We start from the raw sequence: 25,676 nt of genomic DNA, 5'->3' as shown, positions 1-25,676 counted from the left end.
GCCAGCCCGAACAATCGTCGGGATCGACCGACGCGGCCGCAGGGCGCCTCGCGTCAGCCCCCGCTTTCCGCCAGCCGCCGCAGCGCATCGCCGCTGACCCGCTGGATCGTCCATTCCTCCATCCCCACCGCGCCCATCCGGCGGTAGACGGCGATGGCATCGGCGTTCCAGTCGAGCACCGACCATTCGAAGCGCGCACAGCCCCGCGCCACCGCCAGCGCGGCGAGATGACGCAGGAGGGCACCGCCGACGCCCTTTCCCCGCGCATCGGGCGTGACGTACAGATCCTCCAGATACAGGCCGCGCCGCCCCGCCCAGGTCGAGAAATTGTGGAAGAACACCGCAAAGCCGAGCGGCCCGGTGGCATCCTCGGCGATCACCGCCTCCGCCGCCGGCTGCGCGCCGAACAGCGCCTCGTGCAGCGTCGCCTCCGTCGCCTCCACCGCATCGGGTTCGCGCTCGAACGCGGCGAGCTCGCGGATGAAGCGCAGGATGACGGCGATGTCGGCGGGCGTGGCGGGGCGGATCATAAGGCGGCTTCCGTTTGCGGACCGGGCACGGGCTTGCGGATCGCAACGAGGCAGCCGGCGATGATGAACAGCGCGCCGGCCACCGTGTAGGGCGAGACGCGCTCGCCGAAGGCCAGCCAGCCGAACAGCGCCGACCAGACGAAGGCGGTATATTCGGTCGGCGCCAGCACCTGCGCCTCGGCACGGCCATAGGCCCAGGCGAGCGCGACCGCCGAGACCGAGCCGAGCGCCGCCGCACCGAACACGACGGGCAGCTGATCGCTCGTCGGCAGGACGCCGAACCACGGCGCGGCGAACAGCAGCAGGCCGCTCAGCACGACGCTGGTGAACAGCGCCACTTCGAGCGGATCGGCGGCCTGCGCCTGCTGGCGCAGCAGGATCAGGCTGACCGCATAGATCACCGAGGCGGCGAGGATCGCGACGCTGCCCATCACCACCGCATCGGAGGCATGCGCCTGCACCTGCCCGGCGGCGATGATCAGCACGCCGAGGCTGGCGACGAGCGACCCACCGATCGCGGCGCGGCGGATGCGCTCGCCCAGCGTCAGCCCGGCGAGGAACAAGGCGATCAGCGGCGCGAGGAAGGTAAGCGCGACGCCCTGTGCCATCGGCACGCGCGCCAGCCCCCAGAAGAACAGCAACACCGACGCCCCGCCGGTCGCCCCGCGCGCGACATGCAGCCGCAGCGCCTTCGCCGTGGGCCAGCGCATCCGTCGCGCCAGGAAGACCGGCAAGAGCAGCGCGACCCCGGCGAGCGACCGCCACAGCACCGCCGCATAGGCGCCGCTCGCGATCGACAGCCCCTTCATCAGCGCATCCATCGCCGAATAGACGGCGATGCCGGCCGCCGCGACGGCGAAGGCGGTACGGGGTGTCGGCATAGTTGTCGCATAACGACGCAGAGCTCGAGCGTCACGCCGATACGCATCTATCCATCGTCACCCGTCCAAGGACGGATCGGCTTCAGCGGGGCGGAGGACGCAGAGACGCATCGCGTAGGGTCAGCGTGGCCCTGTCACAACAAGGCTCGGCAACGAGCGCTGCCGAGGCCGCAAGCGCAACACCTCTGCGGCTTTGCGCGGACACACTTTTCTTTTCAGCTATTCGGTTCAAGACGCCGTGGATGCCGATCCGCGCTAGCGGATCATCCGGATGTCGATGCCCAACGCCGGATCGAGATCGATCTTCTTCCAGTCGCGGTCGCTGGTCAGGATGGGACGGCCGCTGAACATCCCTTGGACGAGGCAGGCGCGGTCGCCGAAGCCCAGCCCGAAGCGCTTGGTCAACGGTCGCAGCCGGGCGGATTGCTGTGCGTGGCCCTCGCGAAAAGCGCGTGTCCGGAAGCCGAAGCTGTCGAGTATCTGCTGTACGCTGTCGACATCGCCACCCTGTTCGGCGGCCTTGGTCAGGACTTCACAGACATTGATGATCGAAACCTCCGCCCCGCGTAGATGCGGCGCCACGACGTCCGCGCCGTCCTCGTCCAACAGGACGGCGAGCAGCGCGGACGCGTCGAGGACGTACATCATTCGCGCGCGCCCTCGGCATGCCGATCGGCGAGAAAGTCGTCGACGCTGAAGGGGCGCTTGATCGTCGCCCTGAATGCCCGTTGCCCAGCCCGGATCACATCATCGTCGGTCGCCAACGTGATCTCTGGACCCTGCTGATCGATGCGAAGACGATCGCCGGGGCTCAACCCCATCGCACGTGCAACGGCGGCGGGCAGCACCAGCTCGCCATTGTCTCCAACCCTCGCGTGAACGATCATCTCTCGCCCCTTATATCACTCCGCAGCCACAACCTGCGGCGCCTGCGCCGCCGCATCCGCCGCCTCGATCTCCGCGGCCTTGGCCTCGACCAGCCGGACGATATGGTCGATCATCCCCGCATCCTGGACGTGATGATCGGTGACGCCCGACAGATAGACCATATGCTTGCCGTTGCCGCCGCCGGTGATGCCGATGTCGGTCTCGCGCGCCTCGCCGGGGCCGTTGACGACGCAGCCGAGCACCGAGAGGCTCATCGGCGTGCGGATATGCTGGAGCCGCTCCTCCAGCGCCTGCACGGTGCGGATCACGTCGAACCCCTGTCGCGAACAGCTCGGGCAGCTCACCACGCGCACGCCGCGGTTACGGATACCTAGCGCCTTCAGCATCTCGAACCCGACGCGCACCTCGTCCTCGGGCTCCGCCGAGAGCGAGACGCGGATCGTGTCGCCGATCCCGTACCAGAGCAGGCTGCCGATGCCGATCGCCGACTTGACCGTGCCGCCGACGAAGCCGCCCGCCTCGGTGATGCCGAGGTGCAGCGGGCAATCCACCGCCTCGGCGAGCTGCTGGTAGGCGGCGACCGCGAGGAACAGGTCGGATGCCTTCACCGCCACCTTATATTCGTGGAAGTCGTGGTCCTGGAGCAGCTTGATGTGATCGAGCGCGCTTTCCACCAACGCGTCCGGGCACGGCTCGCCGTATTTTTCGAGCAGGTCCTTCTCGAGGCTGCCGCCGTTGACGCCGATGCGGATCGAACAGCCATTGGCCTTGGCGGCGCGCACCACCTCGGCGACGCGCTCGCTGCTGCCGATATTGCCCGGGTTGATCCGCAGGCAGGCCGCGCCGGCATCGGCGGCTTCCAGCGCGCGCTTGTAGTGGAAATGGATGTCGGCGACGATCGGCACGTTCGAGCCGCGCACGATCTGTTTCAGCGCCGCGGTCGATTCGACGTCGGGACAGGAGACGCGGATGATGTCGACCCCCGCCTCCTCGCACCGCCGGATCTGGTCGAGCGTCGCACGGATATCGGGCGTCGGCGTATTGGTCATCGTCTGCACGGTGACCGGGGCGTCGCCACCCACGGGAACGTTGCCGACCATGATCTGGCGGCTCGGACGGCGGACGATATCGCGCCACGGACGTAAGGACATACCCCCTATATACAGCAGCCGGGTTGCGGTTCAAAGGCGCTGGTGTAGGGCGATATCCACTTACGATGCCGCGCGACCTGATCCCCCGCCATTACGGCCTCGACTGGCTGCGCGTCGCCGCCTTCGCGATCCTGATTGTCTATCACGTCGGCATGGTCTTCGTGCCGTGGGGCTTCCACGCCAAGAGCGTGCATGGCGCCGCCTGGGCGGTGCTGCCGATGCTCGCGGTCAATGCGTGGCGGCTCAGCCTGTTGTTCGTCGTCTCGGGCTATGCGAGCCGCGCGCTGCTGACCCGCGCGCCGGGGGTCGGCGGCTTCCTGCGCCAGCGGACGCTGCGGCTGCTCGTGCCGCTCGCCTTCGGCGTCGCCTTGGTGGTGCCGCCGCAATCCTGGGTCGAACTGGTCACGCAGCATGGCTATGCCGGCGGCTTCCTCACCTTCTGGACACATGACTACTTCCGCTTCGGCACGCTCGGCGGGATCGTGCTGCCGGCGCTCAACCATCTGTGGTTCGTGCTGTACCTGTGGCTCTATACCGTCGTGCTCGCGTTGCTGGTGCCGCTGGTCCGCTGGCGCGGCGCGCAGGCGACGTTCGACCGGCTGTTCGCCGGGCCGATGCTGCCGGTCGTGCCGACCTTGTGGCTGGTGTGCATCCACGGCTGGTGGTTCCCGATGGGCTATGAGACGCAGAACCCGTTCACCGATGCGATGGCGCACCTCATCTATCTGCCCGCCTTCCTGTTCGGCTTCGCGCTGGCGGGATCGGCGCCGGTGCTCGCGGCCTGCGTGCGCTGGCGCTGGACCGGCGCGGCGATGGGCGTGCTCGGCTATGGCTTCATCCTCGCGGTCGAGCTGGGGCTGAACGGCGATGCGCCGCGATGGCTCTATCCGCTCTACGGCGCGGCGCATGCGGTGCAGCAATGGGGGACGATCCTCGCGCTGGTCGGTTTCGCCGAACGCCATTGGAACCGCGATGCGCGCTGGCGCCCGCTGCTCACCGAAGCGGTCTTCCCCTTCTACCTCGTCCACCAGACGATCATCGTCGTCGTCGCGTATTGGCTGATCCCGGCCGGCCTGTCCGGCGGCGTCGAGTTCGCGCTGCTGATTGCCGCGACGATCCTCGGCTGCCTCGCTTTCTATCTGGTCGGGCGGCGGATCGCGCCGCTGCGGCCGTTGATCGGGCTGCGGCCCCTGCCCCATCCCACACATAAGGCTGCATCATGACCGATACGCCCGACTGGTCGCTCGTCCTCCACGGCGGCGCCGGATCGATCGAGCGCCATCGCCTCACCGCGGCGCAGGACCGCGGCGTCCGTGCCGCGCTCGCGCTCGCGCTCGACACCGGCGGCGCCATCCTGTCCGCCGGCGGCGGCGCGCTCGACGCGGTCGAGGCGGCGGTGCGCGTGCTGGAGGAAGACCCGCATTTCAACGCCGGCCGCGGCGCCGCCTTCACCCGCGAAGGCACGATCGAGCTCGACGCGGCGATCATGGACGGCCGCACCCGCGCCGCCGGCGGGGTGGCGGGCCTCACCGCGACGCGCTCGCCGGTCGGCCTCGCCCGCCGCGTGATGGAGGCGAGCCCGCACGTGCTGCTCAGCGGCGACGGCGCCGAACGCTTCGCGCGCGACCAGGGGATCGCGGAGGAAGACCCGGCATGGTTCGCCACCGACGAACGCCGCCGCCAGCTCGACGAATTGCTCGCACGCAATGCCGACGCCTTCGACATCGACATGAAATACGGCACCGTCGGCGCGGTGGCGCGCGATATGGCGGGGCATCTCGCCGCGGCGACCTCGACCGGCGGCGTCACCGGCAAGCGCTGGGGCCGGATCGGCGATTCGCCGCTGATCGGCGCGGGCACCTATGCCGACGATCGCTCCGCGGCGATCTCCTGCACCGGCTCGGGCGAATTCTTCATCCGCGCCGGCGTCGGCCACGAGATCGGCGCGCGCATCCGCCTGTCGGGCGAGACGCCGCAGGCCGCCGCCGACGCGGTGATGGCGGAGGTGCGCGCGCTCGGCGGCACCGGCGGCGTCATCGTCACCGCACCGGGCGGCGAGGCGGTGTGGAGCTTCACCACGCCGGGCATGTACCGCGCCCGCGCGACCGCGGCGGGCCTGCGCGAGGTGGCGGTCTACGGCGACGAATGACGGGCTTTTCATTGGAGCGGGCGCGGTGAGACGCTAAGGGCCAGCTCCATGAAAATCCTTCCTTTTGTCGCCGCCGCGCTGCCGGCCTTGCTGTTCGCCGCGCCGGCGCAGGCCTATTGGGAGTTCGGGCATCAGACGATCGCCAGGATCGCTTACGCCAATGTCACGCCGCACACGCAGGCGGCGATCCGCAGATTGCTCGCCGAGACGCCGCGGCTCGACACGCCCGAATGCCCGGCGACGACGATCGAGGGCGCGAGCACTTGGGCCGATTGCATCAAGCCGCTCAAGGGGCCCGACGGCAAGTCGCGCTTCGGCTACGCGTACAATTGGCACTTCCAGGACGTGAACATCTGCCAGCCGTTCACGCTGGAAGAGGCGTGCAAGGACGGCAATTGCGTCTCCGCGCAGATCACCCGCGACGTCGCCATCCTCAAGAACAAGCGTGCGCCCGCGAAGGAACGCGCGCAGGCGCTGGTGTTCCTGATCCATTTCGTCGGCGACCTGCACCAGCCGCTGCACGCCGGCGAGAAGAACGACAAGGGCGGCAACGACGTCGCCGCGGTCTATGGCAGCTACGGCCCCAAGCGGTTCAACCTCCATTCGGTGTGGGACGGCACGCTCGCCGAGCGCGCGATCACCAGTGGGCCGTCGCTGGTGCGGCGCTATCCCGCGGCGGAAAAGCGGCGGATCGCGGCGGGGACGGTGACCGACTGGAGCCGCGAATCGTGGCAGGTCGCGCACGACGTCGTCTACACGTCCGCCCTGCAAGGCGATCCCTGCGCGCCGTCGCCCGCGAAGGTGACGCTCGACGAGGCGACGATCGAACAGATCGTCCCCGTCGCCCGGCTGGAAGTGGAACGCGGCGGCCTGCGGCTGGCGAAGCTGCTCGATCAGGCGCTGGGCTGAGCAGATCCTCCTCCGCAAGGGAGGGCTCTCGCATATGGACGCTCGTGCGAGCCCGTCGTCGTCCAAGCCTACCGCAGCCATATGCGATAGCCCTGCCCCGCAAGGGAGAAGGAATTAACTCGTGTCCTTCGGCGGCCGGCCGCGTTTCACCGGTTCGGGCGCATCGAGTTTCACCCCGCGTTTCGCCAGCGCCTCCCGCAGCAGGCATTCGACCTGCGCATTGACGCTGCGCAGGTCGCCCGCCGCCGCCCGCTCGATCGCTGCATAGAGCGCGGGATCGAGGCGCAAGGGAAACGCCTTTTTGGGGGGTGCCGCCATACGTTCGCCGCCGGTCGCTATTGGTACAGCGAGCCGGCGTTGACCACGGGCTGCGTGTCGCGCTCGCCGCACAGCACCACCATCAGGTTCGATACCATCGCCGCGCGTCGCTCGTCGTCGAGTTCGACGACGTTCTTCGCCGATAATTGCGCCAGCGCCAGCTCGACCATCCCGACCGCGCCCTCGACCAGCGTCGTGCGCGCCGCGACCACCGCCTGCGCCTGTTGCCGGCGCAGCATCGCGCCCGCGATCTCCTGCGCATAGGCGAGGTGCGTGAAGCCGCATTCGTCGACGGTGATCCCCGCCACCAGCAGCCGCGCGATCAACTCGGTGCGCAGCTCGGCGCCGACCTGATCGTGATTGCCGCGCAGCGTCACCTCCTGATGCTCGTAATCGTCATAAGGGTAGCGCGAGCCGATCGTCCGCACCGCCGCCTCGATCTGAACCATCACGAACGCCTTGTAATCATCGACGTCGAACAGCGCCTGCGCGGTATCGGTGACGCGCCAGACGACCTGCGCCGCCATCTCGATCGGATTGCCCCGCAGGTCGTTGACCTTGATCTTGTCGGAAATGACGTTGTTGGCGCGCACCGAAATCGTGCGCCGCATCAACCAGGGCAGCACCCAGCGCAGGCCCGATACGCGATCGGTACCGGTATAGCTGCCGAACAGGGTGACCGCCGCCGCCTGATTGGGTTGCAGCATGTAGAAGCCCGCAGCGATGAACGCCGCACCGACTGCGCAGGCAAGCGGTACCACCGCAAGGATCGGCGCCGCGAGGTCGTTCGCCAGTCGCCAGATCGCGACGGCGCCGATCACCACCAGCACCGCCCCAATGGCGAGCATCGGATAGCCGCTCGTCGTATGCGCGCGGCGTTCCTGTGACCGTGTGAGACTCCCCTGTTCCACCACCCTGTCCTCCATTTAATGTGATATCACATTTATATCGGATTTCAGACGATGCAAGGGATTTGAAGGGGTCACGCGGATCGCCCCCGACCGTCATCCCGGCAGATGCCGGGATGACGGATGTGGCCTAGTTCAGCACCACCGTCACCGAGCGGCGGTTCTGCGCCCAGCTCGCCTCGTCCGAACCCAGCGCGACCGGGCGTTCCTTGCCGTAGCTGATCGTGGTCAGGCGCGAGGGGTCGATGCCCTTGGCGACGAGATAGTTCTTCGCGGCATTCGCACGCCGGTCGCCCAGCGCGAGATTGTATTCGCGGGTGCCGCGCTCGTCCGCATGGCCTTCGACCGTCGCGCGGACCTGCGGATAGCGCTGCAGCCACGTCGCCTGGCTGTCGAGGATCGCGCGCGCCTCCGCATCGATGTCGCTCTGGTCGAGGCCGAACAGGACGGTGTTCGAGCTGACCGACCGGCGGAAGTCGGCGTCCGAGCCCGGCGTGATCGCGCCGTCGCCGTTGCCGGCGGTGGCGGGCGGCGGCGTGTTGAGGCCGGCGTTGCTGTCGACTGGCGGCGGCGGCAGCTGCTTGGGCTTGTGCGCGCAGGCGCCGAGCGAGGCGAGCGCGGCTGCGGTCAGTAGCGTGGTGGTCAGTTTGGCCATCGTCGTATCTCCCGTGAGTAAGTTCGTTTCGCCCCGAAACCCGTGCGTTACGGCCGCAGCGGTCCCCATGCCGGATCCGAGCCGTCGAGCGGCGTCGGGATCTTGCGCTCGACCTGCCCGGTGAGGTCGACCATCCACAGATCGGCCTTGCCGCCGCTGCCCTGGCCGCTGCGGTAGAAGGTGATGACGCGGCCGTTGGGCGACCAGCTCGGCCCCTCGTCCTGCCCGCCGGTGAGGATTTTCTCGGCGCCGCCCGAGGGCGACATCGTACCGATGCGGAACGCGCCACCCAATTTGGTGAAGGCGATGAGGTCGCCGCGCGGGCTCCACACCGGCGTCGCATAGCGGCCGCCGCCGAAGCTGATCCGCTGCTGGCCCGAGCCGTCGGCGTTCATGACGTAGATCTGCTGGCCGCCCGAGCGATCGCTCTCGAAGACGATGCGCGCGCCGTCGGGCGAATAGCTGCCGCCGGTGTCGATGCCGGGCGAGCTGGTCAGCCGCTGCGGCGTGCCGCCCTGCGCGGAGACGCGGTAGATGTCGGTGTTGCCGCCCTGCGCCATCGAGAACAGGATCCAGCGGCCGTCGGGCGAGAAGCGCGGCGCGAAGGTCAGCGCGGCATTCTGGACGACGCGGCGCGGCCGGCCCGAGCCGAGATCGTAGACGTAGATCGACGGCTTGTCGTTCTCGTAGCTCATATAGACGATCGACTGCTGGTTCGGCGCGAAGCGCGGCGTCAGCACGATCGACTGGCCGTTGGTCAGGAAGCGGTGGTTGGCGCCGTCCTGATCCATGATCGCGAGGCGCTTGATGCGCTTGCCCTTCGGCCCGGTTTCCGAGACGTAGACGACGCGGCTGTCGAAATACGGGCCTTCGCCGGTTAGCCGCGCATAGACCATGTCGGCGCATTTGTGCCCGGCGCGGCGCCAGTCGGACGGCGACACGACGAAGCCCGAGCGGGTCAGCTCGACCTTGGACGAGACGTCGTAGAGATAGCAGCCGATCGTCAGATTACCGTCGCCGGTGGCGCGGACGAAGCCCTGCACCAAGGCCTGCGCACCGGTGCCGCCCCAATAATCGAAGGCGGGGGCGTTGACCTCCTGAAAGCCGACGGGGCGGAGCTGGCCGGCGCCGAGCGGCGTGAACAGGCCGGAATTCTTGAGGTCGTTGGCGATGATGTCGGCCATCTGGCGGCCGAGCACGTCGGTCGGTCCCGCCGGGGTCGAGACGACCTGCGCGGTCGGCATCGCCGGGATCGCGATCGGCATCGGCGCGGAGACGCCGCCGGTGACGGATACTTCGAGCGGCGCGGCCTCCTGTCCGGCGGGGGCCGCCGGCTGCTGCTGCGACGCGGGTGCGGGCGCATCCTGCGCGAGCGCCGGGACGGCGGTGGTGACGCTGAGCGCGATGAGCAACGACCGGATCATGACCTCAAACCCTTTTCGTCAGCGATATGGATACCGCTTAGCACAAACTTGCCGTCACTCCGGACTTGTTCCGGGGTGACGGGTGGCGGGGCGACGGTGCCGATCCTCGACCTCCGTTCGCCCGCAGCCGGTCGAAGAAAGTGTCCCCCATGAGCACGGGTGCAATGGCGCGCCGGTGCTTCGACAGGCTCCGCACGAGCGAGGATAGCCATCACTGCAGCTTCCACTGGAAGTTGATGTTGTTCCACCCGCCCGACGGGGTCGAATAATATTCGGCCGGCAATTTGAGCGGCGCGCAGCCCTTGAACGCCGCCACGCCGAGATCGACGACGCGCTGCTTGTAGCGTTCGTTCTCGTCGGTGACGCCCGACTGGCGGACCATCCGCGGCGTCGCGGCGAGCGTGCCGTCCTCGTTGAGGCGCAGGTTGAGCGTCGTGACGATCTCGTTCGCGCCCGGCCCCGGATTGACCTGCCGGTCGGCGCAGGGCTGGATCTGGCGCGCGATCGCCTGGACGATCGAGGCCATCGCGCGGCCGTCGATCTTGGCGGCGCGCGGCGCGGTCGATTTGCTCGGCGAGGGATCGCTGGTCAGCCCGGCAAGGAAGTCCGAGCCGAGGCGCGAGCCGCGCGGCTTGGCGGTCTTCGCGGTCTCGCTGCTGCCCGATCCCTTCGCCGCCGCCGGCTTGGACGCGCTCGACGGCTTGCCCGTAGTCTTCGCCGGCGCGGACGGCGCCTTGCTCGCGGTCTTGGCGGGCGCGGCGGGCGCGGGCTTGGCCGGCTGTTTCGCGGGGGCGGGTTTGGGCGACGGCTTGGCCGGGGCTTCCGCCGCCGGCTTCGGCCTGGGCTGCGGCTTGACCGGCGCGGGCTTGGGCGCCGGCGCGGGGGCCGGCTTCGGCGGCGCGGGCTTGAGCGGGGTCGGCTTGGCAGGTGCGGGCTTGGGCTGCGGTGCCGGCGGCGCGGGTTCGGGCTCGGGCGCCGGTTCGGCGGCGGGCTCGGGCGGCGGCGCGGCGTCTTCCGGTTCGCCTTCCTCGGGCGCGACCGACTGCGCCGGCGGCGTCACCGCCTGCGGCGCGGTCGCCTCGAGCGCGACGTCCTTGACCAGGCTGACCTCCATCGGGGTCTGCGCGAGCTTCTGCGGATTGGGAGTCGCGAGGAAGCCGACCGACAGCAGGCCGAAGAGCACGATATGCCCGACGACCGCGACGCCCAGTCCGACCTTCTCCGCGCGATCCATCAGCGCGCGCTTCCGCCCGCGCCGGCGCCTTCGACGGTCAGCAGCGAGACGCGGTTGAGCCCGGCGCGGTTGAGTTCGCCCATCACCCGCATCACCCGCCCGTAATCGAGCGCGCGGTCGGCGCGCAGGAAGATCTGCGGCGGCTGCCCGCCCGCCTGCACCGCGGCGATCTGTTCGAGCCGCTGCGGCAGCGCCGCCTCGCCGATCTCCTCGTCGTCGAGGAAGAGCTTGCCGCTCGCGTCGAGCGAGAGCTGCACCGGCTTCTGGTCCTGATCGAGCGCCTTGGCGCGGCTGTCGGGCAGATTGACCGGCACGCCCGCGGTGAGCAGCGGCGCGGTGACCATGAAGATGATCAGCAGCACCAGCATCACGTCGACCAGCGGCGTGACGTTGATGTCCGCCACCGGCGCACGCCGCCCGCGACCCCGGTTGGAGGGGAGATTCATGCTCATCGATTCCTCCCCGGTACGGGGAGGGGGACCGCGCCGCATCGCGGCGTGGTGGAGGGGGGCTTCCCCGCAGCGCACCGCTCGGGGAGCCCCCCCTCCGTCACCGCTCCGCGGCGCCACCTCCCCGTGCCGGGGAGGAATGCGTTCGCCGCGCTCATCGGCCGCTGTCCAGCTGGCGCGACAGCGTCGTGTGGAAGCCGTCCGCGAAACGGTTCAGCGCCGCCTCGATGCGGTTCACGCCGTGGCTGAAGCGATTGTAGGCGATCACCGCGGGGATCGCCGCGAACAGGCCGATCGCGGTCGCGAACAGCGCCTCCGCGATGCCCGGCGCGACCACCGCCAGCGAGGAATTCTGCGCCTGCGCGATGCCCGTGAAACTGCGCATGATGCCCCAGACCGTACCGAACAGCCCGACGAACGGCGCCACCGAGCCGATCGTCGCGAGGATGTTGAGCCGGTCGGAGATATTGTCGATCTCCAGCGCCGCCGCCGCGCCCATCGCCGTCGCCAGCCGCTCGCGCGTGCCGCCCTTGTCGATCGCGCCGCCCGCGGTCGAGCGGCGCCATTCCTTGACGCCGGCGACGAACACCCGCGCCGAGGGCAGGTCCTTGTCCGCCTCCGCCTTGTAGAACGCGTCGATATCCTCCGCCTTCCAGAAATCGCGTTCGAACCCGGCCATGCCCTTGCGGATGCGGCCGAGCCGCCGCCAGAAGGCGATGATCAGCGCCCAGGTCCAGATGCTGGCGAGCAGCAGCCCGGCCATCACGAACTTCACCACGAGATCGGCCTGGAGGAAGAGCGCGACGGGCGACAGCGTCGCCGCATCCATGTTGAACACCGGATTCATGAATTGGTCCCCTGCCAGATCAGGCTTTGGTAGATATCCGTCCAGGCGGCCGGTTGACGCTTCGGCCGCCCCGACGGCGCGACCAGCGCCACCGTGACCTCGGCCTCCGCCAAGACAAGCGAACCGCGCCTGACTGTGTGATGAATGACGACGCCGGCGGCGCGCACCTGCATCACCCGGCTGACGACGAGCAACGCATCGTCGAGCCGCGCCGGCGCGCGATAGCGGACGGCCAGATCGGCGACCGCATAGGCGCCCTCGCCCGCCTCGTGCGTGGCGCGCTGGTCGATGCCGGCGAGGCGCAGCATGTCGGAACGTGCGCGCTCCATATAGCGCAGATAATTGGCGTGGTAGACGACGCCGGACAGGTCGGTGTCCTCGAAGTAGACGCGCACCGCGAAGCGATGCTCGGCTCCCAAGAAGCGTCCTGCCTGCGGCTGGTCCTCGTCCCTCATCACGGCCGGCGTTAACCGAACCTGCGCGCAGGGGGAACCCTGTCGATGGTCTCAGTGGGTGACGGCGGCGCCGGTCTCGGCGAAGACGCTGGGGTCGAGTTCGAGCCGCGGGCGTGGCGGCGGCGCGGCGGCGGGCACCGCCTGCACCACCAGCGCGCGCGGCGGCGTCGTATTCGCCGACGCCATGCGGGTCGCGGCGGCGCGTTCGGCACGCCACGCGTCATAGGCGGCATAGAAATCGGTGAACGGCTTCTCCAGCACCGCCAGCCGCCCCTGTGCGAAGGCGGGCAGGCCGGCGGCGTCGACCGTCGTGCTGTCGGCGAGCGTCGCCGCCGCGGCGTTGCAGAACGGCTCGCGCGCCTGGCTCTGCGAGAAGAAATTGTAGAGCCGCGTCATCTGGTCGTCGTAGCGATCCTGCCAGTCACCGCCCGCCGCCTTATATTCGGCGGTGAGCCGCGTCTGCGCGCCGTTGAGCAGCGTCTTCTGCCGCGCGATCAGCGCATTGTAGCCGGCGATGATCGCCGCCTCGTCCGGCCCGCGACAGGCGAGCGCGGCGACGTTGAGCGCGGCGCGCAGATGCCAGACGGCACCGTCGGCGGACAGGTTGCGGTTGGGCGTCGCGTAGCGGCCGTCGCCCATCAACGCCGGGATCTGCATCCCGACATAGGCGCCCTTCGGCATCGCCAGCGCGACCGGCGCGGGTGCTGCGGTCGGCGGCGGCGGTGCGACCGCCACCGTCTTCGGCTTGATCGCGCAACCGGCGAGCAGCGCGAGACCGACGGCAGTGAGAGCTATGGTATTGCGCATCGCCAGATCGTCCTTCCCTGCCCCCCGGCCGGTGCGACTCTGCGGCGGAAATGGTTAACGCGGGGTAAGCGAAGAACAATTCCTCCCCGGCACGGGGAGGGGGACCAGCGTAGCTGGTGGAGGGGGGTGGCCGCGACCGCCGCGCTTGTGGAAAGCCCCCTCCGTCACCGCTTCGCGGCGCCACCTCCCCGTGCCGGGGAGGAATATGCGTTTACCCCGCCCTTTTCTCCAGCGCCGCCGCCGCCTCGGCGACCAGCGCGCCGATGATCTCGGCGATCGGTTCTTCCTTCGTCACCATGCCGACCGACTGGCCGGCCATCACCGAGCCGTGCTCGACGTCGCCGTCGACCACCGCGCGGCGCAGCGCGCCAGCCCAATAATGTTCGATCTGCAATTGCGCCTCGCCCATCGCCACCGCGCCCTCGTCGAGGCTCAGCGCCACCTCGCGCTGCTTGGCGGTGAACAATTCGCCGCCGGCGTTCTTGAGCGCGCGCACCGGGATCACCGGCAGACGCGGGTCGAGCTGCACGCTCGCCACCGCATCGCGCGCCGAGGCGCGGATGAACGCCTTCTTGAAATTGGCGTGCGCGATCGATTCGGTCGCGCAGACGAAACGCGTGCCGAGCTGGACGCCCGCCGCGCCCATGTCGAGATAACCGGCGATCGCCTCGCCCCGGCCGATGCCGCCGGCGACGAACACCGGCACCGATTCGGCGATCTCGGGCAGCATCTCCTGCGCGAGTACGCTGGTCGAGACCGGGCCGATATGGCCGCCCGCCTCCATCCCCTCGATCACCAGCGCGTCGACGCCCGAGCGGATCAGCTTCTTGGCGAGCGCCAGCGTCGGCGCGAAGCAGATCACCTTGGCGCCGCCCGCCTTGATCGCCTCGAGCGAGCCCTTGGGCGGCAGGCCGCCGGCGAGCACGACATGGCCGACCTCATGCCTGGTGCAGACCGCGATCAGGTCGAACAGCGCCGGATGCATGGTGATGAGGTTCACGCCGAACGGCTTGTCGGTCAGCGCCTTGGTCGCGGCGATCTCGGCATCGAGCAGGTCGGGCGTCATCGCGCCGCAGGCGATCACGCCGAAGCCGCCGGCGTTCGACATCGCCGAGACGAGGTTGCGCTCCGACACCCACGACATCGCGCCCGCCATGATCGCGACGTCCGCGCCGAGGAAGGCGGCGCCGCGCGCCATGCGGCGCTGCAGGCGCTCCTGTCCGACGGTCATGCCGCGGCGTCCGCGGCGTCGAGGCCGTAGGCGGTGTGGAGCATGCGGACGGCGAGTTCGGTCTCGTCCTCGTGGATCAGCACGCTGACCTTGATCTCGCTGGTCGAGATCGCCTGGATGTTGATGCCGCGCTTGCCGAGCGTGGTGAACATCGTGCTGGCGACGCCGGCGTGGCTGCGCATGCCGACGCCGACCACCGAGACCTTGGCGACGCGCGTGTCGTGGACCAGCTCGGCGAAGCCGATCGCCGCACGCGCCTGGTTTAGCGCCTCCAGCGAGCGCGCGAGGTCGGCCGACGGCACGGTGAAGGTGACGTCGGTAGAGCCGTGATTGTGCGCGATATTCTGGATGATCATATCGACGTTGATGTTCGCCGCGGCGAGCGGTTCGAAGATCGCGGACACCGCACCCGGCTGGTCGGGAACGCTGGTCAGCGTGATCTTCGCCTCGTTCTTGTCGTGCGCGATCCCCGTGATGAGCTGGCGTTCCACGTCCCCGGTATCCTTTCCAATTTCGTCTTCGCCCACGATCATCGTACCGGGCAGCGTATCCGCCATCGGCGCATCGGGTCCGGTGAAGGACGAGAGCACCTGCACGCGGACCTGTTCCTTCATCGCGAGGCCGACCGAGCGGGTCTGCAACACCTTCGCGCCGACGCTGGCGAGTTCCAGCATCTCTTCGTACGTCACCTTGTTGAGCTTGCGCGCGCGCGGCACGATCCGCGGGTCGGTCGTATAGACGCCGTCGACGTCGGTATAGATGTCGCAGCGATCGGCCTTCATCGCCGCCGCCACCGCCACCGCCGACGTGTCCGAACCGCCGCGGCCCAGCGTGGTGACGCGCCCGTCGTCCGACACGCCCTGGAAGCCGGGGATCACCGCAACCTCGCCCGCCGCCATGCTGGCGTTGAGCGCTTCGACCTCGATGGTGCCGATCCGCGCCTTGGCGTGCGCATCGTCGGTATGGATCGGCAATTGCCAGCCGAGCCACGAACGCGCCGGCACGCCCGCCGCCTGCAAGGCGATCGCAAGCAGCCCGCTGGTGATCTGTTCGCCCGCGGCGACGACGACGTCATATTCGCGCGGATCGTAGAGCGACGAGGCCTCGCGGCAGAAGCCGACCAGCCGGTCGGTCTCGCCCGCCATCGCCGAGACGACCACCGCGACCTGATTGCCCGCCTCCACCTCGCGTTTGACGCGCGCGGCGACGCTCCGGATGCGCTCGATCCCGGCCATCGACGTGCCGCCGAACTTCATCACGATGCGTGCCATCTGCGTCGCCAAACTCCTTGGGGTAAAGGGGCCGCCCTGATAGGTAGCGGCCATGATGATGGCAAGCAGCACGATCGACCCGCGCGAGGCGCAACACTTTGGTGCGATGGCGAAGGACTGGTGGGATCCGAAGGGCTCTTCGGCGATGCTGCACAAGCTCAATCCGGTCCGGCTGGGCTATATTCGGGGCCGCATCGACCTGCATTGGGACGGCGACGACACCAGCTTCACGCCGCTCGCCGGCAAGACCGCGCTCGATGTCGGCTGCGGCGCGGGGCTGTTGTGCGAGCCGCTCGCCCGGCTCGGCGCGGCGGTGACCGGGATCGATGCGGCGGCGGAGAATGTCGCGGTAGCGCAGGCGCATGCCGCGCAGGCGGGGCTGGCCATCGACTATCGCGCGGTCGGCGTCGAGGCGATGACCGGCCGCTTCGACCTCGTCACCAGCCTCGAGGTGATCGAGCATGTTGCCGATCCCGCCGGCTTCGTGCGCGGTCTGGCGGAGTCGCTCGCCGACGGCGGCCTGCTGGTGCTGTCGACGCCCAACCGCACGCCGCTGTCGCGGCTGGCGCTGATCACGCTGGCGGAAGGCACCGGCCGCATCCCGCACGGCACGCACGATTGGGACAAGTTCCTCACCCCCGAGGAGCTCACCGACCTGCTGGAGCGCGCCGGACTGAAGGTGACCGACGTACAGGGGCTCGGCTTCTCACCGGCGACCGGCTTCGTGCTGAGCAATTCGACGCAGCTCGATTATTTCGTGACGGCGAAACGCGTCTAACGGCACTCGAATTCCTCGTCATGCCGGACGTGATCCGGCATCCCGCTTCGTCGCGCCATCCGAAGAAGCGGGACCCCGGCGCAAGGCCGGGGTGACGGAGTGGATTTGGAACCACGTCCGATCCAACAACCCATCATAGGCGACAGCCCCGACCGCAAGGGGGGGAACCCAGGCCGCCTTCCCAACCCACCCGGGCGCCGCTACCGCCCGGCGCGATGCATCTCCTCGCCAACCCGCGGCTGCGGCTGCCGATCCTCCTGCTCGTCGCGATCGCGGCGCGGGCGCTGACGTTCGGCAATCCGATCGTCCATGTCGACGAGGAATTCTATTTCGTCACCGCGCACCGGATGTGGCAGGGCGCGCTGCCCTTCGTCGACGTCTGGGATCGCAAACCGATCGGGTTGTTCCTGCTCTACGCCGTCCCCGCCGCGCTCGGCTTCCCCGCCGGCATCTGGGGCTATCAGTTGCTCGCCCTCGCCGGCACCGTCGCCACCGCCTGGTGGATCGCGCGGCTCGCCGAGCGGCTCGGCTTCGGCGCGGGGGCGCCCGCGGGCGCGCTCGCTTATATCCTCTGGCTCGACCTGCTCGGCGGGCAGAGCGGCCAGTCGCCGGTCTTCTACAATCTGCTGATGCTCGCCGCCGCGCTGCTCGTCCTGCGCCCCGCGCCGCAGCGCGCAGGCCGCGGGCTGCTCGTCATGGCGCTGGTCGGAATCGCCTTGCAGATCAAATATTCGGTGGTGTTCGAAGGCATCTTCTTCGGCCTGTGGCTGCTCGCCGATCACTGGCACGCGACGCGCCGGCCGCTGCGGGTGATCGGCTATGGCGCGGCGCTGGTCGTCGTCGCGCTGCTGCCGACCGCGCTTGCCGCGGGCTATTATGCCGCGGTCGGCCAGTGGGACGCCTTCGTCTTCGCCAATTTCCTGTCGATCTTCCACCGCAATCCCGATCCCCTGTCGGAGCTTGCCGGCAATATCGGCGAGATGATCCTGATCGTCTCGCCGATCGCGACGCTGGCGATCCTCGCGCTCTGGCGCGGCCGCGGCGATCGCGCACAGCGGCGCGCGCGGCGTTTCGTCGCGCTCTGGCTGGCGGTGTCGATCGGCAGCGTCGCGATCTTCCGGCCGTGGTTCGATCATTACGCCTTGCCCGTCCTGCTCCCCGCCTGCGCCGCCGCCGCCGGCATGCTCGGTACCACCGCCTGGCAGCGCTGGCGCACCCCCGCGCTGCTGCTCACCGCCGCGCTCGCCGGCCAGATCGTGCTGATCGTCCAACGCGCCGGCCGCGGCGATGCCGGCGAACTCGCCGCGCTGGCGCAGGCGGTCGGCCACGGCTCGGGGTGCCTGTACGTCTATTCGGGCACCGACATGCTCTACAGCGCGACCGGGCGCTGCGCGCTGTCGCGCTATCTCGTGCCCTCGCATCTGATCCGCTTCCGCGAGGCGGGGGCGACCGGGGTCGATCAGGACAGCGAAATCCGCCGCATCCTCGCCGCCGGGCCGGAGGCAGTCGTGATCCGTCCGCAATATCGCGGCGAACGCCCCGCCGCGCATGCGATCGTTACCGCGGCGATGGCGCGCGATTACCGGCTGACCGCGACGCTACCGATGGGCAACGAGCTCCTGCGCGTCTATCATCGCGCGCGATGAAACGCCTGTTCGCCTCCATCCACGACGTCTCGCCCCGGTTCGAGGGCGAGGTTGACCGCCTGCTCGACCATCTCGCCCCGCATGTCGGGCGGCGGCTGGCGATGCTCGTCGTCCCCGATCACTGGTCGAGCGCGCCGATCACCCCCGCCTTCGCCGGCCGGCTGCGCGGCTGGGCGGACGAGGGCGTCGAGATGTTCGTCCACGGCTGGACGCATCGCGACGACAGCGCGCATGCCGGCCGCGCCGCGGCGCTCAAGGCCAAACACATGACCGCCGGCGAGGGCGAGTTCCTCGGCCTCAGCCACGCCGAGGCGCTGGCGCGGATGCGGCGCGGCAAGGCGTTGGTCGAGGATATCACCGGGCGCGCGGCGACGGGGTTCATCGCGCCGGCGTGGCTCTATTCGGAAGGCGCGCGCGCGGCGCTCGCCGACGCCGGCTTCGCGCTCGCCGAGGATCACGCGCGGGTGTGGCGGCCGGGCGGCGGCGTCGTCGCACGCGGGCCGGTGATCACCTGGGCGAGCCGGACGCGGATGCGGCAGCTGAGTTCGCTCGCCGCGGCGGGGGCGCTGCGCCACGTGTTGCAGCCGACGCGCAACGTGCGGATCGCGGTCCATCCCGGCGATACGACCGTGCCGGCGCTGCTGGACAGCATCACGACGACCTTCGCCGCGTTCGGGCGGCATCGCCCCGCAGCCTATGCGGAACTGGCGGGGTAGCGAGCCAATTCCTCCCTCGCGCTGCGGGGGAGGAATAAGGTCACGCCCGCTTCCGCACCCCGTCTCGCGCCGCGATCGCGGCGGCGTAATGCGCCACCAGATCGGCGGCATGTTCCTCGTCGTTGCGGACCTTCGCGGACGCCACGCGCGCGGCGCGCCGCACGATCGCGCGGTCGCGCGACAGCATCCGCTGGATCGCGTCGGCGCAGCTGTGCGCGTCGCGCTGCGCATAGACTTCGGCGAACAGCGGATCGGCGATCTCCGCGGTGCCGCCGCCGTCCGGCACGATCAGCGGCGTGCCGCTCGCCAGCGCCTCGGCGGGGACCAACCCGAACGTCTCGGTGCCGCAGCCGTGGATATAGATGTCGGCGCTCGCCATGATCGTCGCCAGCCGCCGCCGGTCGTAGACCGGACGGAACAGGCGGATGTGCGGATTGGCGCCGATATGCCGTTCGAGCGTTTTGGTATCCATCCCCTGGCCGAGGATGACGAGCCCCACCGGCGCCTGCGTCCCGATCCGCTGCACCGCGTCGATCACCGTCGGCCAGCGCTTTTCGGGATGATGGCGGCCGACGCCGAGCAGCAATTGCGCTTCGGGCGGCAGGCCGCATTGGCGCAGCAGCGCGGCGCGCAGCGTCTCGTCGCGCAGGTCTGGCGAGAAATGCGCGCGCTCGATGCCGAGCGGCATCGTCGCATCGACGCGGATGCCGCGCGCCGCCAGTTGCTTGGTCAGCGACGGGCCGTTGGTGACCACCGTGTCATATTGATTGAGACAGTGGTTGAGGTAGCGGTCGTACCACGAAAAGGCGCGCTCGATCCGCGGTGCCGAGGCGACCGGCTTGAACCAGCGCTTCGGATAGGCCTCCAGATTGTCGTTGTGCATGAAATAGGAGCGCAGCGCGCGCCTTTTCCCCCCACCCCGCCATTGCGCGACGATCCACGCCGATTTCCACGGCGAGCAATTCTCGACCACGTCGGGGTCGAGCGCGTCGAGCCGGCGGTGGATCGGTTCGGCATCCCAGAACAGGCCGTAATTGGCGTCGAACGGCATGCCCGGCGCCTTGATGTAATGGACCGCGCCGCCGCCGGGCCGCTCCTCGATCCGGTCCTCACGGCCCGGGGCGAGCACGATCAGCTCATGGCCCATGTTCGCCAGCACCTCGATCTTGCGATCGATATAGGTGCGCACGCCGCCGCCAGTCGGCGAGTAAATCTCGTTGACGTCGACGATCCGCATCACTCGTCCTTGGTCGGCGAGAAGCCGCCGAGGCCGTGCAGATATTGCATCTGGACGGTACGTTCGGCGGTGGCGGTGCCGACGTCGACAAGCGCGCGCTCGACCTTGGGCCGCGACATGCCGATCTTGCCGGGACCGGGGAAGCCGGCGCCGTCGGCGAAGAAATTGAACTTGTTCTTGCCGTCGCGATCGTGCGTGACGAACAGCGCATAGCGGCCGGGACGCGGCACGCGGATGCACACCTGCACCTGGCCGCTCGCCGGGATCGCCGTCCACACCCGGCGGAACGTCTTGCCCGCGGCGAGCAGCACCGAATCGTCGGCGAGGAAATCGGTCTCGTTGGCGGGATACAGCTCCAGCTTGATCCGCCCCTTGCGATCCTTGAGCCCGGCGATCTGCGCGAGGATCGCCGGCCCGCCGCCGGGGTTGCACGCCGCCGCGTCGCTACCGAGCACCTGCGCCCCGGCCGGCACCGCGATCAGCAAGGCCACGGGCAGCAGCGCGGCGAGGATCGCCGAAGGAGTCATGACGGCGTCCTCGTCAGCAGGTGATGGATGCCGAAGGCGACGATCAGCAGCGCGTGGATCAGCAGCACCGCCGCCGCGGTGAAGGCGATCAGCTCGGACAAAGCCTGGTCCTCGCCGATCATCAGGATCGCGAAATTGGCGAACAGCAGATCCTTGTTGGGCAGCAGCGGCAGGCGCGAGAAGAGCATCCGCCCCGCCGACAGGAACAGCCACGTGCCGATCGCGACGCTCGGCATCGCCAGCGCCCAGGCGAGCGCGAGGAAGAAGCCGCCGAGGATCAGCCGCAGGCAGTGGATGCCGAAGATCGCCCACAATTCGCGCCGCGGCAGCGAGAACACCTTGCGCGAGAAGATCAGGAACGGCAGCGAAGTGCCGAAGATCACCGCCAGCGAGCCGTAGACGTAGCGCATCATCTCGGGCGGGATCAGCTCGCGCCCGACCGGCAGCGCCACCGCGATCATCGCCAGCGTCACCGCATTGCCGGCAATCGCCGACAGAATCGACACGTCCTTGACCGCGCCGAACGGCGCCGCGACGAGCTGCGCGCGCGCTCGCGCCCAGGCGTAGAAATAGGCTTCGCCCGAATAGCCCATGACGACGTCGTTCGCGATCCGCTTCTTGATCAGCGCGACGAGCCCGCCGAGCGGGATGTGCCACAGCCGCCGGAAGATCCAGTAATCGGCCAGCGGCGGCACGAAATAGAGCGCGGCGAAGGCGATGTAGAACAAGGGGTTGCGCGGCGTCGCCCGGTCCAGCCCGGCAAGTCCCGAACTCAGCAGCTCGTGCGCGAGGCCGGCGAGCATCGCCAACGTCACCAACGCGCCGATGATCGCAGGCCAGCGGCTCTTGATGGTTTTCAAGGGTTGGAGTCCCGCGATGTCGGGGGAGGGCGGCACGATCTCGACGAGAGGACGGCCTGCACTGTGATCGATCTGCACCCGTTGATCCGAACGATGACGATGGGGTCGCTTAGCCATATCGACCCGGTGTTGCACATGAATTTCGTTTCACTGTCGTGTCACGAAGCTCTGTGGCACAGCGGTCCGCGACCATGTCTGCCGACCATATCCTTACCTTCGCACAAGATTTGTCCGGTGGCGGCGTCGAGCGCGCGCAATTGCGGCTGGCGGCGGAATGGCTCGCCGCGGGGCGGCGGGTGACGCTCGGGGTCGGCGACGCCGGCGGGCCGCTCGCCGCCGATCTGCCCGCGGGGCTGGGACTCGAGCCGCTCGGCGACCGCCGCTACGTCGCGCAGCGCCGGCTGGCGGCGATCACGCTGCGGCTGCGGCCCGACCTCATCTTCTGCCCCGGCAACCATTATACCCTGGTCGCCGCGTGGCTGCGCTGGCGACTCGGCGACGATTGCCCGCCGATCGTCGCCAAATTGTCCAACGCGATCGACCGCGCCGATCATGGCCGGATCATGGGCGCCGGGCACCGGCTGTGGCTGGCGCAGCATGGCCGCTTCCTCGATCATCTCGTCGCGATGACGCCGGCGACCGCGGCGCTGGCGGCACGCGCGATGCGGATGGAGCGGCGGACCAGCGTCATCCCCAATCCGCCGGCGCCGCGCGCGACGGCGGCGGCCGCAGGCGGCACGGTGCTGCCGCCCGGCCGCATCGTGCTCGGCGTCGGCCGGCTGGTGCCGCAGAAACGCTGGGACCGGCTGATCGCCGCGATCCCCGCGCTGCCCGCCGACGTCAGCGTCGTGATCCTCGGCGAAGGGGAATTGCGGGGGGCGCTGGAGCGGCAGGTCGCCGCGGCGGGGCTCGCCGCGCGCGTCCACCTGCCCGGCCATGTCGGCGATCCGCTGCCGGCGATGGCGGGGGCCGCGGTGCTGGCGCTGCCCTCCGATTACGAGGGCGTGCCGGGGGTGCTGCGCGAGGCGCTGTCGGTGGGGACGCCGGTGGTCGCCACCGCGTCGAGCCCGGCGGTGCGCGAGATCGTCGGCGATGCGCGCCTCGGCACCGTCGTCGCGCCGGAGGATGCCGCCGGCCTCGCCGCCGCGCTCAACCACTGGCTGGTGGCGCCCCGCCCCGCCCCGGTGCCACAGCCCGGCGGCGATTCGGCCGCGCGCTACCTACGCCTGTTCGACACCCTCGCCTGATTCGTCGCGCTCGGCCTCGCGTTCGGCGCTGCGCTCCAGCGCGGTCTTGATCATCGCGGTCATCGGATCGGCGAGCGCTAGCCCGAGGATGCCGAACAGCGCGCTCGCCATGATCTGCGCGCCCAGCGTCAGCGCCGGCGGCAGGTCGACCGTCTTCTTGGCGACGATCGGCAGCAGCACGTAACCGTCGAAGCCCTGGACGATGACATAGGTGCCGATCGCCCAGAAGCCGATGTGCGTGCCCGCGGAGAAGCCGACCGCGATCATCAGCGCGCCGCTGATGAACGCGCCGATATTGGGGATGAAGGCGAGCAGCCCGGTGAGGATGCCCAGGATCATCGCCATCGGCACGCCGCCGATCGACAGCGCGATGCCGGTCAACACCCCCTCGGCGAGCATGCCGAGCAGCCGCCCGGCGAGCAGCCGGCGCAAGACCTTGCCCATCCGGTCGATCACCGTCGCGAATTCGCCCCGGTTGCGCCGCGGCACCATCCATTCCAGCCCGCGCCGATAGGTGCCGGGGTCCATCGCGACGAACAGGCCGATGACGATGATCATGAACATCGTCGTCAGCGCCCCGAAGGCGGTGCCCACCCAGGAGGTGATCCGTCCCACCGAACTCAACGCCTGGCGCGCGATGCCGCTGACGTCGGAGGCGCCGGGCATCAGCCCCTGCCCGCTCAGCCAGCGCGCCAGCCGGTTGGCCTGCGTCTCCAGCGTCGCGCGCAATTGCGAGAATTGATCGGCGACCTGCACGCCGGTGAGGTAGAAGGTGCCGGCGAGGAAGGCGATCGTCAGCAGCACGACGATCAGCAGCCGCCAGCCGCGCCCGATCGGCAGCACCTTGCCGAGCAGGCGCACGCCGCCGTCGAGGAGGCCGGCGAACACCAGGCCGGCGAAGATGATCAGCAGCGGCTGGACGAGGATCACCGCCAGCGCCATCGCCGCGGCGAGGCCGAGCCACACCGCCGCGCGCGTCAGCTCGCGCCGGACGAAGGGATCGCGCAGCTCGTTGGGGCTGGGATCCTGGATCGCCGGCGTCTCGCTCACGTCACTGTCCAGTGGCCGGGTGGAGGGACAGGCCGGCGCGGCCCGAGCGTAGCGATCCCCACCAGGTCAGCGGGTTGAGCGTCGCGTCGCCGTCGAGGCTGAAGGTGAGGAATTCGGCGCGCCCGCCGAGATTCTCATACGGCACCGGCCCGCCGAGGCCGAGCTGCGCGAGCGGGAAGCGGCTGTCCGCCGAGCGGTCGCGATTGTCGCCCATCAGGAAGACGTGGTTGGCGGGGATGGTGACCTGCGGATAATTGTCGCCGGGGCTGTCGGGTTCGAGATCGACGGTGTCGTAATGGCGGCCGCCGGGCAGCGTCTCGGTGACGATCGGCAGATGGCAGACATAGCCGCCACCCGCAGCCGGACGACGCGCGCCGAAATAGTCGCGGTCGCTGCACGGGCTGTTGGTGTCGACCGGCAGGTCGACGTAATGCAGCGGCCCGCGCGGGATCGGCTTGCCGTTGAGGATCACCGTGCCGCCCTGCACCGCCAGCGTATCGCCGGGCAGGCCGATGACGCGCTTGATATAGTCGTTGCGGGTGCCCGGCGGGGTGACGATGACGACGTCGCCGCGCTGCGGCAGGCTGCCGAGCAACCGGCCGTGGATGAACGGCAGGCCGACGCTCCAGCTCTCCTCGGGCTGGCGCATCACCACGCCCTTGAAGATCGCGACCGGATTGGGGATCGTCGGCGAGACGAACGACCAGCCGTAGGCGAATTTGGACACCACCAGCCGGTCGCCGATGCGCAGTCCGGGCAGCATCGATTCGGACGGGATGTAGAACGGCTTGGCGATGAAGCTGTGGAATCCGAGGACGATCAGGATCAGCCAGAAGATGCCCTTGATCTCGCCCCACCAGTCGGTCTTCTTGCGTGCGACGGCCGGTGGCGCGGGCGCGGGGACCGCCGCCTCGCTGGGGTTGCTGCCGTCCAACACCGCTTCCTTCATGCCTTGGGGTCCGGGATCGCCTCGATGATCACGAAGGCTTGCGCCCAGGGATGATCGTCGGTCAAAGTCAAATGTATGCGAGCGACGTGGCCCTCGGGGATCATGCCGTCAAGCCGTTCCTTCGCGCCGCCGGTCAGCGCCAGCGTCGGCGCGCCCGAGGGGGCGTTGACGACGCCGATGTCCTTCATGAACACGCCCGCCTTGAACCCGGTGCCGACCGCCTTCGAAAACGCCTCCTTGGCGGCGAAGCGCTTGGCAAGCGTGCCCGCCTTGGTGAACGGCCGCCGCGCGGCCCGCGCCCGCTCGGCATCGGTGAAGACGCGCGCCTCGAACCGCGCGCCGAACCGGTCGAGCGAGGCGGCGATCCGCTCGATGTTGCACAGGTCGGAACCGAGCCCGACGATCATACCCCATTCCTCACCGGCACGGGGAGGGGGACCGCCGGCCGCAGGCCGGTGGTGGAGGGGGGGCTCCACGAGCGCGTCCCCCTCTTTGGCGGAAGCATATGCGGAAGCCCCCCTCCACCACCGCTGCGCGGCGGTTCCCCTCCCCGTGCCGG

At 69.5% G+C, this 25,676-nt stretch carries 29 protein-coding genes; 7 read left to right on the top strand and 22 right to left on the bottom strand.

The genetic code is table 11. The features are described from left to right. Positions 1-53: 53 nt before the first annotated feature. From ACLBWH_RS06030 to ispG, 5 genes are all read right to left on the bottom strand, one after another. Positions 54-530 carry an N-acetyltransferase family protein gene (locus tag ACLBWH_RS06030; protein ID WP_447797453.1) on the bottom strand — a complete coding sequence of 159 codons (477 nt, stop codon included), beginning with the start codon at positions 528-530 and terminating at the stop codon, positions 54-56. Then, positions 527-1,411, bottom strand: a complete 885-nt coding sequence (locus ACLBWH_RS06025; RefSeq protein ID WP_447797451.1) for a DMT family transporter — start codon at positions 1,409-1,411, stop codon at positions 527-529. Before ACLBWH_RS06025 ends, ACLBWH_RS06030 begins: the two co-directional genes overlap by 4 nt. Positions 1,412-1,666: 255 nt before the next feature. Next, positions 1,667-2,059 carry a type II toxin-antitoxin system VapC family toxin gene (locus ACLBWH_RS06020; protein WP_447797449.1) on the bottom strand — a complete coding sequence of 131 codons (393 nt, stop codon included), beginning with the start codon at positions 2,057-2,059 and terminating at the stop codon, positions 1,667-1,669. Continuing rightward, on the bottom strand, positions 2,056-2,298 hold the full coding sequence (locus ACLBWH_RS06015; RefSeq protein WP_447797447.1) for an AbrB/MazE/SpoVT family DNA-binding domain-containing protein: 243 nt from the start codon (positions 2,296-2,298) through the stop codon (positions 2,056-2,058). The genes ACLBWH_RS06020 and ACLBWH_RS06015 overlap by 4 nt, the downstream gene beginning before the upstream one ends. 15 nt (positions 2,299-2,313) lie before the next feature. After that, complete coding sequence (gene ispG / locus ACLBWH_RS06010) at positions 2,314-3,450, bottom strand: flavodoxin-dependent (E)-4-hydroxy-3-methylbut-2-enyl-diphosphate synthase (protein ID WP_447797445.1); 1,137 nt, start codon at positions 3,448-3,450, stop codon at positions 2,314-2,316. 65 nt (positions 3,451-3,515) lie between these two features. Between ispG and ACLBWH_RS06005 the strand changes: the two genes are divergently transcribed. The 3 genes from ACLBWH_RS06005 to ACLBWH_RS05995 are packed head-to-tail and all read left to right on the top strand — an operon-like array spanning position 3,516 to position 6,508. Beyond that, positions 3,516-4,673 carry an acyltransferase family protein gene (locus tag ACLBWH_RS06005; protein WP_447797443.1) on the top strand — a complete coding sequence of 386 codons (1,158 nt, stop codon included), beginning with the start codon at positions 3,516-3,518 and terminating at the stop codon, positions 4,671-4,673. Continuing rightward, a complete protein-coding gene (locus ACLBWH_RS06000; protein ID WP_447797441.1) occupies positions 4,670-5,599 on the top strand; it encodes an isoaspartyl peptidase/L-asparaginase family protein in 930 nt (309 codons plus the stop codon). The genes ACLBWH_RS06005 and ACLBWH_RS06000 overlap by 4 nt, the downstream gene beginning before the upstream one ends. Before the next feature lie 48 nt (positions 5,600-5,647). After that, positions 5,648-6,508, top strand: coding sequence for a S1/P1 nuclease (locus tag ACLBWH_RS05995; RefSeq protein ID WP_447797439.1), 861 nt, complete (start codon positions 5,648-5,650; stop codon positions 6,506-6,508). 114 nt (positions 6,509-6,622) lie between these two features. On the opposite strand, the gene ACLBWH_RS05990 is transcribed toward ACLBWH_RS05995, so the two are convergent. From ACLBWH_RS05990 to ACLBWH_RS05940, 11 genes are all read right to left on the bottom strand, one after another. Next, positions 6,623-6,826 carry a toxin-antitoxin system HicB family antitoxin gene (locus tag ACLBWH_RS05990; protein WP_322848081.1) on the bottom strand — a complete coding sequence of 68 codons (204 nt, stop codon included), beginning with the start codon at positions 6,824-6,826 and terminating at the stop codon, positions 6,623-6,625. Between the two features lie 17 nt (positions 6,827-6,843). Next, positions 6,844-7,740, bottom strand: a complete 897-nt coding sequence (locus tag ACLBWH_RS05985) for an SPFH domain-containing protein (RefSeq protein WP_447797503.1) — start codon at positions 7,738-7,740, stop codon at positions 6,844-6,846. Positions 7,741-7,864: 124 nt separating this feature from the next. Then, positions 7,865-8,389: a peptidoglycan-associated lipoprotein Pal gene (gene pal, locus ACLBWH_RS05980; protein WP_322848083.1), complete on the bottom strand. Its 525-nt coding sequence runs from the start codon at positions 8,387-8,389 to the stop codon at positions 7,865-7,867. A 47-nt stretch (positions 8,390-8,436) separates the two neighbouring features. Further along, positions 8,437-9,813 carry a Tol-Pal system beta propeller repeat protein TolB gene (gene tolB / locus ACLBWH_RS05975; protein WP_447797437.1) on the bottom strand — a complete coding sequence of 459 codons (1,377 nt, stop codon included), beginning with the start codon at positions 9,811-9,813 and terminating at the stop codon, positions 8,437-8,439. Positions 9,814-10,024: 211 nt separating this feature from the next. After that, positions 10,025-11,047, bottom strand: coding sequence for a cell envelope biogenesis protein TolA (locus ACLBWH_RS05970; protein WP_322848085.1), 1,023 nt, complete (start codon positions 11,045-11,047; stop codon positions 10,025-10,027). Continuing rightward, positions 11,047-11,499, bottom strand: coding sequence for a protein TolR (gene tolR, locus ACLBWH_RS05965; RefSeq protein ID WP_322848086.1), 453 nt, complete (start codon positions 11,497-11,499; stop codon positions 11,047-11,049). The genes ACLBWH_RS05970 and tolR overlap by 1 nt, the downstream gene beginning before the upstream one ends. Positions 11,500-11,650: 151 nt before the next feature. Then, positions 11,651-12,343, bottom strand: coding sequence for a protein TolQ (tolQ, locus tag ACLBWH_RS05960; RefSeq protein ID WP_322848087.1), 693 nt, complete (start codon positions 12,341-12,343; stop codon positions 11,651-11,653). Continuing rightward, positions 12,340-12,798, bottom strand: a complete 459-nt coding sequence (locus tag ACLBWH_RS05955) for a YbgC/FadM family acyl-CoA thioesterase (RefSeq protein WP_447797434.1) — start codon at positions 12,796-12,798, stop codon at positions 12,340-12,342. Before ACLBWH_RS05955 ends, tolQ begins: the two co-directional genes overlap by 4 nt. Before the next feature lie 51 nt (positions 12,799-12,849). Next, positions 12,850-13,605: a hypothetical protein gene (locus ACLBWH_RS05950; protein WP_322848089.1), complete on the bottom strand. Its 756-nt coding sequence runs from the start codon at positions 13,603-13,605 to the stop codon at positions 12,850-12,852. Positions 13,606-13,816: 211 nt separating this feature from the next. Then, a complete protein-coding gene (locus ACLBWH_RS05945) occupies positions 13,817-14,836 on the bottom strand; it encodes an NAD(P)H-dependent flavin oxidoreductase (RefSeq protein ID WP_322848090.1) in 1,020 nt (339 codons plus the stop codon). After that, positions 14,833-16,107 (bottom strand): aspartate kinase, encoded by a 1,275-nt coding sequence (locus tag ACLBWH_RS05940; RefSeq protein ID WP_322848091.1) that lies wholly within the window; start codon positions 16,105-16,107, stop codon positions 14,833-14,835. The genes ACLBWH_RS05945 and ACLBWH_RS05940 overlap by 4 nt, the downstream gene beginning before the upstream one ends. Positions 16,108-16,159: 52 nt before the next feature. On the opposite strand from ACLBWH_RS05940, the gene ubiG reads away from it, so the two are divergent. The 3 genes from ubiG to ACLBWH_RS05925 all read left to right on the top strand — a co-directional run bounded on the left by ubiG (position 16,160) and on the right by ACLBWH_RS05925 (position 19,247). Beyond that, positions 16,160-16,885 carry a bifunctional 2-polyprenyl-6-hydroxyphenol methylase/3-demethylubiquinol 3-O-methyltransferase UbiG gene (gene ubiG, locus ACLBWH_RS05935; protein ID WP_447797432.1) on the top strand — a complete coding sequence of 242 codons (726 nt, stop codon included), beginning with the start codon at positions 16,160-16,162 and terminating at the stop codon, positions 16,883-16,885. A 215-nt stretch (positions 16,886-17,100) separates the two neighbouring features. Next, complete coding sequence (locus tag ACLBWH_RS05930; protein WP_447797430.1) at positions 17,101-18,531, top strand: hypothetical protein; 1,431 nt, start codon at positions 17,101-17,103, stop codon at positions 18,529-18,531. After that, on the top strand, positions 18,528-19,247 hold the full coding sequence (locus ACLBWH_RS05925; RefSeq protein ID WP_447797429.1) for a DUF2334 domain-containing protein: 720 nt from the start codon (positions 18,528-18,530) through the stop codon (positions 19,245-19,247). The genes ACLBWH_RS05930 and ACLBWH_RS05925 overlap by 4 nt, the downstream gene beginning before the upstream one ends. A 40-nt stretch (positions 19,248-19,287) precedes the next feature. Here ACLBWH_RS05925 and ACLBWH_RS05920 read toward each other — a convergent pair whose 3' ends face one another. From ACLBWH_RS05920 to ACLBWH_RS05910, 3 genes are read right to left on the bottom strand one after another with little or no spacing between them, the layout of a single operon-like run. Further along, positions 19,288-20,484, bottom strand: coding sequence for a glycosyltransferase (locus tag ACLBWH_RS05920; RefSeq protein ID WP_447797427.1), 1,197 nt, complete (start codon positions 20,482-20,484; stop codon positions 19,288-19,290). After that, positions 20,484-21,011 (bottom strand): DUF2141 domain-containing protein, encoded by a 528-nt coding sequence (locus tag ACLBWH_RS05915; RefSeq protein ID WP_447797425.1) that lies wholly within the window; start codon positions 21,009-21,011, stop codon positions 20,484-20,486. Before ACLBWH_RS05915 ends, ACLBWH_RS05920 begins: the two co-directional genes overlap by 1 nt. Further along, positions 21,008-21,871 carry a hypothetical protein gene (locus ACLBWH_RS05910; RefSeq protein ID WP_322848097.1) on the bottom strand — a complete coding sequence of 288 codons (864 nt, stop codon included), beginning with the start codon at positions 21,869-21,871 and terminating at the stop codon, positions 21,008-21,010. Before ACLBWH_RS05910 ends, ACLBWH_RS05915 begins: the two co-directional genes overlap by 4 nt. 191 nt (positions 21,872-22,062) lie before the next feature. Here ACLBWH_RS05910 and ACLBWH_RS05905 point away from each other — a divergent pair, with 191 nt between their 5' ends. After that, the gene (locus ACLBWH_RS05905; protein ID WP_447797422.1) at positions 22,063-23,118 is read left to right on the top strand and encodes a glycosyltransferase; all 1,056 of its coding nucleotides are present in this window, start codon (positions 22,063-22,065) and stop codon (positions 23,116-23,118) included. Here the strand turns inward: ACLBWH_RS05905 and ACLBWH_RS05900 are convergent. Genes ACLBWH_RS05900 through acpS form a run of 3 tightly spaced genes read right to left on the bottom strand, consistent with a single transcriptional unit; the run spans position 23,092 to position 25,524 of the window. After that, positions 23,092-24,168 carry an AI-2E family transporter gene (locus ACLBWH_RS05900; RefSeq protein ID WP_447797420.1) on the bottom strand — a complete coding sequence of 359 codons (1,077 nt, stop codon included), beginning with the start codon at positions 24,166-24,168 and terminating at the stop codon, positions 23,092-23,094. The two genes, ACLBWH_RS05905 and ACLBWH_RS05900, sit on opposite strands and share 27 nt — an antisense overlap. A gap of 1 nt (position 24,169) precedes the next feature. After that, entirely contained in the window at positions 24,170-25,117 is a 948-nt protein-coding gene (gene lepB / locus ACLBWH_RS05895) for a signal peptidase I (RefSeq protein WP_322848100.1), read from the bottom strand. Then, on the bottom strand, positions 25,114-25,524 hold the full coding sequence (gene acpS, locus ACLBWH_RS05890) for a holo-ACP synthase (RefSeq protein ID WP_038665027.1): 411 nt from the start codon (positions 25,522-25,524) through the stop codon (positions 25,114-25,116). Before acpS ends, lepB begins: the two co-directional genes overlap by 4 nt. Positions 25,525-25,676 lie beyond the last annotated feature (152 nt).

Source organism: Sphingomonas sp. M6A6_1c (assembly GCF_053345135.1).
Note: the sequence above shows the minus strand (reverse complement) of the source record. Positions and strands in the feature narration are given on the sequence as shown.